The sequence below is a fragment of the Streptomyces vilmorinianum genome (assembly GCF_005517195.1).
GTDB classification, from domain to species: domain Bacteria; phylum Actinomycetota; class Actinomycetes; order Streptomycetales; family Streptomycetaceae; genus Streptomyces; species Streptomyces vilmorinianum.
On record NZ_CP040244.1, the window covers coordinates 7,111,352 to 7,124,000 of the forward strand.

The following is a 12,649-nucleotide window of genomic DNA, read 5'->3' on the forward strand; positions in this document are numbered from 1 at the left end:
GTCTCACGGGTGCGCCGGCCGAGGCACGGGAGCGAAGCCGCGGGCGGCGGGCGGAGCGGACCAGAGGGCCGCATCGACGTCCGCACCCGACATGTCTCGCGCGTCTCGGGCACACCTATCGTCATCCATTCTGCGGGATGCCGAAGAGGCGCGCGGCCGAGAACTTCCGCCGGTGGCGCGCTACGCACGCTACCCCGTTCTCAGGCCGCCGCCCACCTGCCCGTCCCAAAAGGCGGCGCGAGGCCGCGCCACGGTTCGTACGGGAAAGGTGTGGGGCACTATGACGGAGTGGCAGCCGCACGGTCGTCCGCACGATCCCACGATCATGCCGGGCCGCTCAACCGAGCGTCCCGGGCGGTCGGGCGCGCCCTCCACCTGCCGTTCACCGGCACGGCGAAGGGCATCAGAAGGGCGACGCACGCCCACGGCGCGGGCGAGTCGGGCCTGGGCAAGCTGATCGAGCTGCACGCCGTGAACGGCGCCGGCGACGTCATGATCACCGTCGCGCTCGCCTCCACGGTCTTCTTCTCCGTACCGACGGACGAGGCACGCGGCAGGGTCGCGCTCTACCTGGCGATCACGATGCTCCCGTTCACCCTTCTCGCCCCCGTGATCGGTCCGCTCCTGGACCGGCTCCCGCACGGGCGCCGCGCGGCGATGGCCGGGGCGATGCTGACCCGGGCCGTCCTGGCGCTGACCATGTCGGGGGCGGTGGCCACCGGGGGCCTGGAGCTGTATCCGGCGGCGCTGGGCGTCCTGGTGGCGTCGAAGGCGTACGGGGTGGTGCGCAGCGCGGTCGTGCCGCGCCTGCTGCCGCACGGCTTCTCGCTGGTGAAGGCGAACTCCCGGGTCACTCTGGCGGGCCTCCTCGCGACCGGTATCGCCGCGCCGATCGGGGCGGGGCTGCAGCAGATCGGCCCGCCGTACCCGCTGTACGGGGCGTGCGCGCTGTTCCTGCTGGGCGGATACTGGGCGTTCCGGATGCCGCACAAGGTCGACTCGGCGAAGGGCGAACGGCCGGCGCATCTGCTGACGCACGGCGAGAAGAAGCCGAGCCTGCGGACGGTGGGCCCGTCGGTGCTGCACGGGCTGCAGGCGAACGCGGCGCAGCGGATGCTGTCCGGGTTCCTGATCTTCTTCCTGGCGTTCCTGCTGCGCGAGCATCCGCTGCCGGGGCAGAGCGCCGCGGTGTCGCTGGCGATGGTGGCGGTGGCGGCCGGGGTCGGCAACGCGTGCGGGACGGCGGTCGGCTCGCTCCTGAAGGAGCGCGGCCACGCGCCGGAGGTGATCATCGCCACGATGATCACCATCGTGCTGTCAGCGGCGATCCTGGCCGCGGTGTTCTTCAGCGGGCTGATGGTGGCGGTGCTGGGCGCGGTGGCGGGCCTGACGCAGGCGCTGTCGAAGCTGTCGCTGGACGCGCTGATCCAGCGGGACGTGCCGGAGGTGGTGCGCACGTCCGCGTTCGCGCGGTCGGAGACGCTGCTGCAGATGTCGTGGGTGGTGGGCGGTGCGATCGGCATCTCGCTGCCCCTGACCGGCACGGTGGGCATGTCGGTCGCGGCGGGCATCCTGGGCCTGGGCGCCCTGCTGGCGGTGCGCGGCCTGCTGTCGGCGGCGCGCAAGCCGGAGGGCCCGGAGACGAAGGCCGCGTGAGCCGGGACTGGCCGCGCGAGCCGGGACTGGCCGCGTGAGCCGGGACTGGCGGACGGGGCGGAAAACGCGGCGCGCCGCACCCCCGCGTGGCGCAGCTCGACACGCCCGATAGCCTTCGGGCCATGACCGTTGCGTTCTTCACCAGCTCGCGCCGCCGGGCCGCCGTCGCCCTCGGGGCCGTCTCCGCCGGGCTCCTCGTACTCTCCGCCTGCGACAAGCCGACTCCGCTCGCGACCGTGACGGTCGGGACGAACTCGGTGCACTCCGAGGCCGCCTGCTACAACGACGGCGACGCCATCAAGGAGTCGCAGATCCAGCAGTGCCTCAACAAGAAGGCCGAGAAGACCATCACGGTCTCCATGGACGACAAGGTCCGCTTCGGCGTCGACCCCGAGATCGCCGACAACGGCTGGACCATCTTCCTCGGTGGCCAGCAGGCCGAGCCCGAGCCGTACAAGAAGACGTACCGGACGATTCCGGCCAGCGCCTTCTTCTCCAGCCAGACCGGCGAGACCACCGACAAGACCCAGGTCACCATCGTGGAGACCGACGGCAAGAAGCTGACCGGCATCTGGCACTTCGAGCTGAAGAAGGACTCCTGATCCTCCGGTGATCCTCCGGATCCTGATCGTGACGGCCGTGGCGGCGGAGGCGGACTCCGTCGCCCGCGGCCTTCCTTCCGGCGGACCGGGCTCGGGCGAGATCCCTCTCCCGGGCGGATTCACCCTGCACCGCCACACGGGCACGATCCCGAGGCCGGGCACCGCGCCGCTGCCCGGCGCCGTGCCTCCGGCCGGTGCTGTGCGCCCGGCCCGCGCGCTCAGCGCCGAGCCCGCCTCCGGCGTCGGTTTCGGTCCTGACACCGGGCAAGCGCCCGGGCCGGCTCCCGCGCCCGGCAACGGCCCTGACACCAGGCAAGCGCCCGGGCCGGCTCCCGCGCCCGGCAACGGCCCTGACACCAGGCAGGTGACCGGGCCGGCTCCCGCGCCCGGCAACGGCCCTGACACCGGCCAGGCCACCGACGGCACACCCGCACCCCTGGCGCCGCCCGAGGCCCGGCCCGGTGGGGCCCGGTCCGGCATGCCGGCGCAGACACAGGTGCGTCCCGTCGTCGACGTCGTCTTCGACGTCCTCACCGGCGGCGTCGGGCCGGCCGCCGCCGCCGTTGCCACCGCCACCGCGCTCGCCCACGCCGCGGCCCCCGGACCCTCGGCACCCGCGCAGAGCCACGCACCCACTCCCGAACCGTCGGCACCCGCGCAGAGCCACGGCGACACGGCCGCCCTGGGCGGCTCCGGTGGGCGCCTCCCCTACGACCTCGTCGTCTCCGCCGGGATCGGCGGCGGGTTCCAGCCCCTCGCGCCCCTTGGGTCCGTCGTCGTCGCCGACGCGATCGTCTCCGCCGATCTCGGGGCGCAGACGCCCGGCGGCTACCTCACCGTCGAGGAGCTCGGGTTCGGGCGGTCCGTGCACCCCGTGGACGGGGCGCTCACCCGGCGGATCTCCGCGGCCCTCACCCGGGGCGAGCAGGCCCACACCGTCGCGCCCGTCCTGACCGTCTCCACCGTGACCGGCACCGCCGAGCGCGCCGCCGAGCTGGCAGGGCGTCATCCGGGCGCCGCCGCCGAGGCGATGGAGGGGTTCGGGGTGGCCGAGGCCGCCGCCGCGCACGGGGTGCCCGTCGTCGAGATCCGCGCCGTCTCCAACGCCGTCGGCCCGCGCGACCGCGGCGCCTGGCGGATCGGCGAGGCGCTGGACTCGCTGCGCCGCACGTTCCAGCTGCTCAGCCACACCGTCTTCGTGGAGCCCGCCCCATGACCTCCAAGCTCAAGATCGCGTACTCGCCCTGCCCGAACGACACCTTCGTCTTCGACGCCTGGGCCCACGGCCGCGTCCCGGGCGCCCCGCGCATCGACGTGACGTTCGCCGACATCGACCTCACCAACGGCTGGGCGGAGAGCGGCGCGTCCGAGCACGACGTCCTGAAGGTCTCGTACGCCGTGCTGCCCTGGGTCCTCGACGAGTACGCGCTGCTGCCCTGCGGCGGCGCGCTGGGCCGCGGCTGCGGCCCGCTGGTCCTGACCCGCGAGCCCGAAGTCGAACTCACCGGGAAGACGGTGGCGGTGCCGAGCGAGCGTTCGACGGCCTATCTCCTCTTCCGGCTCTGGGCGGCGGACGTCGTCCCGGGCGGCGTCGGGAACGTCGTCGTCATGCCGTTCCACGAGATCATGCCCGCCGTGCGGGACGGGAAGGTCGACGCGGGACTCGTCATCCACGAGGCCCGGTTCACCTACCAGAACTACGGCCTGCACGCCCTCGCGGACATGGGCGCCCACTGGGAGGACGCCACCGGCCTGCCGATCCCGCTGGGCGCGATCATCGCCAGGCGCTCGCTGGGCGCGGACATGCTGCGTCGCCTCGCGCACGCGGCCCGCGCGTCGGTCCGGATGGCCTGGGACGACCCGGCCGCGTCACGTCCGTACGTACTCGAACACGCGCAGGAGATGGACCCGAAGGTGGCCGATCAGCACATCGGCCTGTACGTCAACGAGTTCACCGCCGACCTCGGCGAGGCCGGCTACGCGGCCGTACGCGGGCTGCTCACGCGCGCGGCGGCCGAGGGGCTCGTACCGCCCCTCGGCCCGGACGCGCTGGCGTTCCCCTGACCCGAAACGGGTCCTACACGTCGAGCTGGTCCGCGACCGCCCGCAGCAGGCCGGCGATCTTCTTGCCGTGCACCTTGTCGGGGTAACGGCCGCGCTCCAGCATCGGCGTGATGTTCTCCAGGAGCGTCGTCAGGTCCTGCACGATGGACGCCAGTTCGTCGGGCTTACGGCGCTGCGCCGCGGCGACGGACGGGGTCGGGTCGAGGACCGTCACGGAGAGCGCCTGGTCGCCGCGCTGGCCGGCGACGACCCCGAACTCCACACGCTGCCCCGGCTTGAGGGCGTCGACTCCGGCAGGGAGCACCGACGAGTGGACGAAGACGTCGCCGCCGTCGTCGCGGGAGAGAAAGCCGAAGCCCTTCTCGCTGTTGAACCATTTGACCTTGCCGGTAGGCACGTCTGTCCTCGTCTTCGTACTCGATGGATGCGCCGGGATTCCGGCTCTGGAGAGCGATACAGCGGGTCGCCCGACCCGCCGGCACCAAGGCTAATGGGCTTCGGGCCGGTGACAAGACGTCGCCGGTTTGTTCCTTCGGCCTGGGAACTACCCTGGCCGAATGCATAGTGAAACCCCTTCGGCCACGTCGGACGACACCGCTCCGGGTGACGGGCTCGTCCGCGCCGGTGCGATCGTCTTCATCATCGGCGCGGTGGCCACGCTGGTCACGGTGGCCCCGCTGTTCCTGGGCACGGATCCGTTCCCGCCGGTCGCGTACGCGGTGTGCATGCTGATGGGCGTCGGATTCCTGGTCGCGGGCGCCGGTGTGCTCCGCTCGATCGCGGCGCAGCGACGCCAGGCGAAGTCGGCCGTGGCCCCGGCCCGTCAGGCCTGATACGCCTCCCACCAGGGGCGGAACTCTGTCAGGTCGGGCAGGACGACGTCCGCGCCGGCCGCCCGCAGCTCCCGCTCGTCGCACGGTCCGGTGGCCACGGCGACCGATACGGCGCCCGCGGTCGCGGCGCCGCGCACGTCGCCCGTGTGGTCGCCGACGTACACGCCCGCTCGGTACTCGCGCAGGGCTTCCGCCTTGCCCTCGGCCCACAGTCCGCCGATGACGGCGTCGGGGTCGATGCCGAGGTGGGAGAGGTGCAGTTCGGCGTGTGGCCCGTTCTTCGCGGTGACGACGATCGCCCGGCCGCCCGCGTCGCGAACGGCTTGAATCGCATCCCTTGCGCCGGGCATCGCGAGCGAGGGACCGATCGCGTACGTGGGGTAAAGCGCGCGGTACTGGACGACCCGCTCCTCGATCTCCGCCTCCGGGAACCAGTGCGCCAGCTCGTGGTGCAGCGGCGGCCCGAGCCGGGAGACCGCGAGGTCGGCGTCGATCGGGACGCCCGTCTCGGCGGAGAAGGCCTGGAAGGCCGCCTTGATGCCGGGGCGGGAGTCGATCAGCGTCATGTCGAGGTCGAAGCCGACGGTGAGAGTCATGGGGGACATTGTGCCCGGGTGTTCGAATCAGGCCACTGCTTAGACTGAGCCACCGGCTACTGAGCCAAGCCTTACCGAAGCAAGCACGTGCACCACCCGTATCTCCCGATGGGCCTCGATGACAGCCGCCTTCCGTTTCCGACGCGTCCTCGCCGCCGTCGCCGCCGTCGTCGCCCTCCTTCTCGCGATCCTGCTGAGTCTCGCCGTGGGCGCCCGGCCCATCGCCCCCTCCACCGTCCTCGACGCGCTGCTGCACGGCGGGACGAGCGACGACGCCCAGGTCGTACGCCAACTGCGGGTGCCCAGGACCCTGATCGGGCTGATGGTCGGCGCCGCGCTGGCCCTGGCCGGGACGGCCCTGCAGGGCATCACCCGCAATCCGATCGCCGACCCCGGGATCCTCGGCATCAGCCAGGGCGCCTCGGTGGGCGTGGTCCTCGCGATCGCCTTCGCCGGGGTGCACACGCTGACGGGGTACGTGTGGTTCGCCTTCGCGGGCGCGGCCCTCGCCTCGGTCGCGGTGTACGCGATCGCCTCCAGCGGGCGCGGCGGGGCGACGCCGGTGAAGCTCGCGCTCGGCGGCGCCGCGATCAACGCGCTGCTGCTCTCGGTGACGACCGGGATCCTGACGACGCGGGCGTCGGCGCTCGACGAGTTCCGGTTCTGGCAGATCGGCTCGCTCGACGGGCGGGATGTCGGCGTCGTCGGCCAGGTCTGGCCCTTCCTGCTGCTCGGCACGGTCCTCGTGGTGTCCGTGGCCCGCGGCCTGGACGCGCTGGCGCTCGGCGAGGACGTGGCGAAGGGGCTCGGCCAGCGGGTCGCGACCGTACGGATCGTGGGCGGCCTGGGGGCGACCGTGCTGACCGGCGCGGGCGTCGCGGCGGCCGGTCCGATCGCGTTCGTCGGCCTCGCGGTCCCGCACATCGCCCGCGCGATCGTGGGGAGCGACCACCGCTGGGTGCTGCCGATGGCGGCGCTCGTGGGCCCCGTGATGCTGCTGGTCTCGGACGTGATCGGGCGGGTGCTGTTCCCGCCGGGCGAGGTGCCGGCCGGTGTGATGACGGCGCTCATCGGCGTGCCGTTCCTGGTGACGCTGGTGCGCCGGAAGGCGGTGCCGGCATGACGGCGACTTCTGTACGGCCCGCCGGGTACGGAGTCGTACGCTCCGGAAGCGGATCGTTCCTGCTGCACCGGCGCTCGGCGTTCGTCGCCCTGGCCCTCGGGCTGGTGCTCGCGGCGACCTGTGTCGCGTACCTCTGTGTCGGCGAGAAGTTCGTCGAACCGTCCGAGGTCCTGAAGGTGCTCTTCGGGCAGGACTCGCGGTCCGCGTTCGTGGTCGAGGAGCTGCGGATGCCGCGGCTCGCGGTCGGACTCATGGTCGGCGCCGCGTTCGGGGTGGCGGGGGCCCTCATCCAGACCGTCGCCCGCAACCCGCTCGCCAGCCCCGACATCATCGGCATCAGCCAGGGCGCGGGCGCGCTGACGGTCGGCGCGATGACCTTCGGCCTCACCTCGTACGCCGTCCTGCCCTACCTCTCGGTCCTCGGCGGGATCGCGGCCGCCGCGCTCGTCTACGTCTTCGCGTGGCGCGGCGGGCTGCACGCGACCCGGTTCGTCCTCATCGGCATCGGCTTCGCGATCGCGCTGCGCTCACTGATCACGCTGTTCATGACGAAGGGCGACTACCTGGTGGCCCAGCAGGCCCAGATCTGGATGACGGGCTCGCTCAACGGGCGCGGCTGGGACGAGGCCGCGCCGATCCGCTGGACGCTGATCGTGCTGCTGCCCGCCATCCTGTGGGCGGCCCGCGCGCAGCGGACGGTCTCCCTGGACGACGACACCGCCACGGCGCTGGGCGTGCGGCTCGGGCGGGTCCGGCTCGGGCTCGTGGGCGTCGGGGTCGTCCTCGCGTCGGTGGCCACGGGAGTGGCCGGGCCGGTGGACTTCGTGGCGCTGCTCGCGCCGCAGATCGCCCGGCGGATGACTCTCCCCCGCTCCCGGCTGCGCCGGGGCGGGGGCGCCCCCACGGCACAGATCCCGCTGCTGTGCTCGGCCCTGACGGGGGCGTTCATCGTCGTCCTGGCCGACCTGCTCGGCAAGCGGCTGTTCTCGCCGACCGAACTGCCGGTGGGCGTCCTGACGGCGGCGGTCGGCGCCCCGTATCTGATCTGGCTCATCGTCCGGAGCCGTACCGCTACCGCTATCGCTGGAGGAGCGTCGTGAGTCGGCTGACCGCGCGCGGGCTGACGCTCGCGTACGAGGACCGTACGGTCGTGCAGGATCTGGACCTCGCCGTCCCGGACGGCAAGGTGACGGTGATCGTCGGCCCGAACGCGTGCGGGAAGTCGACGACGCTGCGGGCGCTCGGACGGCTGCTGAAGCCGGCGGGCGGGGCGGTGCTGCTCGACGGCGAGGAGCTCGCGAAGATCCCGACGAAGCGGATCGCGCAGCAGATCGGTCTGCTGCCGCAGAGCCCCGTCGCCCCGGAGGCGATCACGGTCGCCGATCTGGTGTCGCGCGGCCGCCAGCCGCATCAGGCCTGGTGGAAGCAGTGGTCGGAGGAGGACGAGCGGGCGGTCGTCGACGCGATGGAGCGGACGGACGTCACCGCGCTCGCCGAACGGTCCGTGGACGAGCTGTCGGGCGGGCAGCGGCAGCGGGTCTGGATCGCGATGGCGCTCGCGCAGGAGACGGACCTGCTGCTGCTCGACGAGCCGACGACGTACCTGGACATCTCCCACCAGGTGGAGGTCCTCGACCTGGTGCGCCGCCTGAACGTGGCGCGCGGCCGGACGGTCGTCGTCGTGCTCCACGACCTGAACCAGGCGGCGCGGTACGCCGACCACCTGGTCGCCATGAAGGCCGGGCGCGTCGTGGCGGAGGGCCACCCGGACGACATCGTGACGGCGGACCTGGTCCGCGACGTGTTCGGCCTCGACTCGGTGGTGGTCCCGGACCCGGTGACGGGCTCGCCGCTGGTCGTGCCCGGGGCGCCGTGGGGCGCGGAGGCCCGGGGTGAGTCAGTGGCGGCGGGCGCGCCAGATCAGGAAGAGGGCTGAGGCCACCGCCGCGGACCGCAGGGTCCACGGCCAGGTCTCCGAGATCGCCGCGCCCATCGCCTCGCCGCCCTCGGCGATCGGGGCGCCCCAGCGGCGACCGATACGGCCCCAGATCCAGACGGCGCCCGCCGTGGCCGCGAGGGCCGGGAGGACGACGACGGCCCACTGGGTCTCGACGCGCGAGAGGCGGCGGGAGGCGTAGGCGAGGAGCCAGCCGCCCGCGAGGGCCAGGAGGGAGCCGAAGACGGCGCCTCCGACGAGGAGGAGCGCGGCGAGCAGGAGGACCGGGTTGCCGAGGCGGACGCGGCGCGCTGCCTCGGTGGCGGGGGCGGCGTCCACGTCCTCGTCCGCGTCCGGATCCGGGTCGGCGGCAGGTACGGAGGCTTTACGAGGGCGGCGCAGCAGACGCTTCCAGCCCCGGCGCGGCGCTTCGTCCTCCTCGACGGGCTCATCGGCCTCGTCCGTCTCCTCCACCGGCGGCTTGAGGAGTTCCGGGATCTCCACGCCGCCCTTGAACCCCGGTACGAGGTCGTCCCCCGGTCGCGGTGTGTCGTCCAGGCGCCACCAGTCCGGTTCGGTGTCGGCCACCCCGACCTCGTCCGTCCCCGCCAGGTGGGGTGCGGTCGCCCACGCGTCAGGCCCAGGACTCGGTTCGGGTTGCGGGCGCGGTTGCGGTTCCGTACGCGGCTTCGGTACCGCTCGCTTCTTCCGCGACCGCCCCCGCTGCCGCGGCACTTCCGGCCGCTCGAGCCCGGCCGGCGCCGGTACGGGCGGGATCCCCGCCGCGCGGTCCACCACCTCGTCCGGCGTTCCCAGCTGTTCGAGGATGCCGCGCACGACGGTCGGACTCTCCTGGCCGTACGTGGCGCGCCGGCGGTCGATCTCGCCCCGGAGCCCCGACACCAGCCGCATCCGCGCGCTCGACGACAGCTGCCGCTGCTGCGCCAGATCACCGACCCGGCTCAGATAGTCGAAGACCAACTGGTCGCTCTCGATCCCCACAGTGCCCCTCCACGGCCGGTACGCCCCGACGTTAGCGCCCGCACAGGGGCTAACGTGGGGCGGATGGGGATCGGTGAGCTCGATCGGGAGGCGCACGTGCCCGGAGGAACTGGCGCTGCCGCTGCGCCGCGCACGCTCGCGGAGGCGCTGCGCGCACGCGGCGACGAAGGGCTTGCCGCGCTGCTGCGGGCGCGCCCGGATCTGCTCTCCCCGGTGCCGAACGACCTGACCCAGCTCGCCACCCGGGCCGGCACGCGCGGCTCCGTCGTCCGCGCGCTCGAACGCCTCGACCGGTTCACGCTCCAGACCGCCGAGGCGCTGGCCGTGGCCCCGGACCCGGCCCCGTATCCCGTACTCCTCGGCCTGCTCAGCGGCGACGACGGCGACCCGGACATCGAGGCGGCGCTGCCGCGCGCGGTGGAGGTGCTGCGCGAACAGGCCCTGATCTGGGGCGACGAGGACCGGCTGCGGCTCGTACGGACCGCGCGGGAGCTGCTCGCGCCCTCGCCGCAGCACCCCTCCCCGACGGGTCTCGGGCCGACCGTCGCCGAGGCCACGGCCGGAATGTCGCCGGGCCGGATCCAGGAGATCATCGCGACGGCCGGGCTGCCCGCGACGCACGACCCGGTCTCGGCGGTGGCGGCGCTGACCGAGCTGTTCACCGACCGGGACCGGATGGGGGCGCTGCTCGACACCGCGCCGCCGGAGGCGCTGGCCGTGCTCGACCGGCTGGTGTGGGGACCGCCGTACGGAGAGGTGACGGCGAACCCGGCCCCGCCCGTGCGGTGGCTGCGCGACCGCGGCCTGCTGCTGCCCGCCTCGCCGCGGACGGTGGTCCTGCCGAGGGAGGCCGCGCTGCATCTGCGGGGCGGCCGGGCGCACCGGGCGCCGGAGCCGCACGCACCTGAGCTGACCGTCCTGCGCGAGTACCGTCCCCAGGTTGTGGACAACGCGGCGGCCGGCCAGGCGTCCACGGCGCTCGCGACGGTCGAGGAGCTGCTGAAGGGGTGGGACCAGGGCGGTCCCGCCGTGCTGCGCGCGGGAGGCCTGTCGGTACGGGACCTCAAGCGGACGGCCGTCGCGCTGGACGTGGCGGAGCCGGTCGCGGCGTTCTGGCTGGAGCTCTGTCACGGGGCGGGGCTGCTGGCCTCGGACGGCGAGGCGGACGAGCGGTACGCGCCGACGCCCGCGTACGACGACTGGCTCGACCTGCCCCCGGCCGAGCGCTGGGCCCGGCTCGTCACGTCCTGGATGGTGGGGACGCGCACCGCGGGCCTGGTCGGCGGCCAGGACGCGAAGGGCCGCACACTGTCGGCCCTGGGCCCGGACCTCGACCGGGGCGCGGCGCCGGAGGTGCGGCGCCGGGTCCTGACGCTTCAGGCCACGCTGCCGCCGGGTTCGGCGGCGGACCCGGAGGCGCTGCTGGCCAGGCTGCGGTGGGAGCGCCCGCTGCGGGGCGGGGCGGGCGGGGCGGGCGCGGTCGCGTCGGGCGGTGCGGGGGCTGGTACGCGTACGGGCTCCGCTGCGGGCACGGGCGCCGGCACGGCGTACGGCGCAGGCGCGGGTACGGGCACGGGCGCGGGCCCCGGCACGGCCTACGGCACAGGGGCGGGCGCGGGCGCCGGTACGGCCTACGGCACAGGGGCGGGCGCGGGCGCCGGTACGGCCTACGGCCAGGGTGCCTCCGGGGCCACCGCCGACCTCCGGTCCCGGATCGCCGTGTGGACGCTCACCGAGGCCGAGATGCTCGGCGTCACCGGCCGCGGGGCCCTCGCCTCGCCCGCGCGGGCGCTGCTCAACCTGCCCCTCGCCGAGGCCGCGACCGAACCGGTGGCCGTCCACGGCGTCGAGCTGTCCGTCGCCGCCTCCCGGGCCGCGACCCTCCTCGCGCCGCTGCTCCCCGAGCCCGTCGACCACGTACTCCTCCAGGCCGACCTCACCGCCGTCGCGCCCGGCCCGCTCCGGCGCCCGCTCGCCGACATGCTCTCCGTGCTCGCGGACGTGGAATCGAAAGGTGGCGCGACCGTCTTCCGGTTCACGCCCGGTTCGGTGCGCCGCGCGCTCGACGCCGGACGCAGCGCGTCCGATCTGCACGACTTCCTGTCGGCACACTCCCGTACGCCGGTTCCGCAGCCCCTCGCGTATCTCATCGACGACGTGGCGCGGAAGCACGGCCACCTCCGGATCGGCGCCGCCTCCGCCTACGTACGCTGCGACGACGACGCGCTCCTCGGCGAGATCCTCGCCGACAAGCGGTCCGCGTCGCTGCGGCTGCGCCGCCTCGCGCCGACCGTGCTCGCCGCCCAGACCGACCCGGCGGCGCTGCTCGACGGGCTGCGGTCGATGGGGTACGCCCCGGCCGCCGAGTCCTCGGAGGGCGACGTCCTGATCACCCGCGCCGACGCCTACCGCACCGGCCCCCGCACCGCGCCCGCGCCCGTCCCCGAGGGCCCGCCCGCCCCGGACACGACCCTGCTCGCCGCGGCGGTCCGGGCGATCCGGGCCGGGGACCTCGCCTCGACGGCCGTCCGCAAGGAACGCCCGGAGGGCCGGCCGCTCGCGGGCGGCGAACTCCCCCGCACCTCCCCCGCCGAGACCCTGGCCACCGTCCAGGCCGCCGCGATGACCGGCTCGGCCGTCTGGATCGGCTACGTCAACGCGGAGGGCGCGGCGAGCCAGCGGGTCATCGCCCCGGTCCGCGTGGAGGGCGGCTTCGTGACGGGCTACGACCACACGGCGGACGAGGTCCGCACGTACCCGCTGCACCGCATCACGGGCGTGGCGGAACTGGCCGACGACCAGGTCTGAGCCGGCACGGCCCGCACGGCCCGCACGGC

General features: G+C 74.2%; 12 protein-coding genes. 9 read left to right on the forward strand and 3 right to left on the reverse strand.

Annotated features, from left to right (window positions below):
- Positions 1 to 288 precede the first annotated feature (288 nt).
- The 4 genes from FDM97_RS33075 to FDM97_RS33095 all read left to right on the forward strand — a co-directional run bounded on the left by FDM97_RS33075 (position 289) and on the right by FDM97_RS33095 (position 4,322).
- The gene (locus FDM97_RS33075; protein ID WP_137994158.1) at positions 289 to 1,656 is read left to right on the forward strand and encodes an MFS transporter; all 1,368 of its coding nucleotides are present in this window, start codon (positions 289 to 291) and stop codon (positions 1,654 to 1,656) included.
- A gap of 122 nt (positions 1,657 to 1,778) precedes the next feature.
- Complete coding sequence (locus FDM97_RS33080; RefSeq protein WP_137994159.1) at positions 1,779 to 2,258, forward strand: DUF2771 domain-containing protein; 480 nt, start codon at positions 1,779 to 1,781, stop codon at positions 2,256 to 2,258.
- 478 nt (positions 2,259 to 2,736) lie between these two features.
- Complete coding sequence (locus FDM97_RS33090) at positions 2,737 to 3,474, forward strand: futalosine hydrolase (RefSeq protein WP_137995173.1); 738 nt, start codon at positions 2,737 to 2,739, stop codon at positions 3,472 to 3,474.
- Positions 3,471 to 4,322, forward strand: coding sequence for a 1,4-dihydroxy-6-naphthoate synthase (locus FDM97_RS33095; RefSeq protein ID WP_137994160.1), 852 nt, complete (start codon positions 3,471 to 3,473; stop codon positions 4,320 to 4,322). Before FDM97_RS33090 ends, FDM97_RS33095 begins: the two co-directional genes overlap by 4 nt.
- 13 nt (positions 4,323 to 4,335) lie before the next feature.
- Here FDM97_RS33095 and FDM97_RS36940 read toward each other — a convergent pair whose 3' ends face one another.
- A complete protein-coding gene (locus FDM97_RS36940; RefSeq protein ID WP_031073201.1) occupies positions 4,336 to 4,719 on the reverse strand; it encodes a cold-shock protein in 384 nt (127 codons plus the stop codon).
- A gap of 160 nt (positions 4,720 to 4,879) precedes the next feature.
- Here FDM97_RS36940 and FDM97_RS33105 point away from each other — a divergent pair, with 160 nt between their 5' ends.
- Complete coding sequence (locus FDM97_RS33105; protein ID WP_137994161.1) at positions 4,880 to 5,155, forward strand: hypothetical protein; 276 nt, start codon at positions 4,880 to 4,882, stop codon at positions 5,153 to 5,155.
- Here the strand turns inward: FDM97_RS33105 and FDM97_RS33110 are convergent.
- Entirely contained in the window at positions 5,146 to 5,751 is a 606-nt protein-coding gene (locus FDM97_RS33110; protein ID WP_137994162.1) for an HAD family hydrolase, read from the reverse strand. The genes FDM97_RS33105 and FDM97_RS33110 overlap by 10 nt on opposite strands.
- A gap of 118 nt (positions 5,752 to 5,869) precedes the next feature.
- Between FDM97_RS33110 and FDM97_RS33115 the strand changes: the two genes are divergently transcribed.
- The 3 genes from FDM97_RS33115 to FDM97_RS33125 are packed head-to-tail and all read left to right on the forward strand — an operon-like array spanning position 5,870 to position 8,810.
- Entirely contained in the window at positions 5,870 to 6,874 is a 1,005-nt protein-coding gene (locus FDM97_RS33115; RefSeq protein WP_137994163.1) for a FecCD family ABC transporter permease, read from the forward strand.
- Complete coding sequence (locus tag FDM97_RS33120; RefSeq protein WP_137994164.1) at positions 6,871 to 7,974, forward strand: FecCD family ABC transporter permease; 1,104 nt, start codon at positions 6,871 to 6,873, stop codon at positions 7,972 to 7,974. Before FDM97_RS33115 ends, FDM97_RS33120 begins: the two co-directional genes overlap by 4 nt.
- The gene (locus FDM97_RS33125) at positions 7,971 to 8,810 is read left to right on the forward strand and encodes an ABC transporter ATP-binding protein (protein WP_137994165.1); all 840 of its coding nucleotides are present in this window, start codon (positions 7,971 to 7,973) and stop codon (positions 8,808 to 8,810) included. The genes FDM97_RS33120 and FDM97_RS33125 overlap by 4 nt, the downstream gene beginning before the upstream one ends.
- Here FDM97_RS33125 and FDM97_RS33130 read toward each other — a convergent pair.
- Positions 8,772 to 9,812, reverse strand: a complete 1,041-nt coding sequence (locus FDM97_RS33130; RefSeq protein WP_137994166.1) for a hypothetical protein — start codon at positions 9,810 to 9,812, stop codon at positions 8,772 to 8,774. The two genes, FDM97_RS33125 and FDM97_RS33130, sit on opposite strands and share 39 nt — an antisense overlap.
- 63 nt (positions 9,813 to 9,875) lie before the next feature.
- On the opposite strand from FDM97_RS33130, the gene FDM97_RS33135 reads away from it, so the two are divergent.
- A complete protein-coding gene (locus FDM97_RS33135) occupies positions 9,876 to 12,620 on the forward strand; it encodes a helicase C-terminal domain-containing protein (protein ID WP_137994167.1) in 2,745 nt (914 codons plus the stop codon).
- The last annotated feature ends 29 nt before the right edge of the window (positions 12,621 to 12,649 follow it).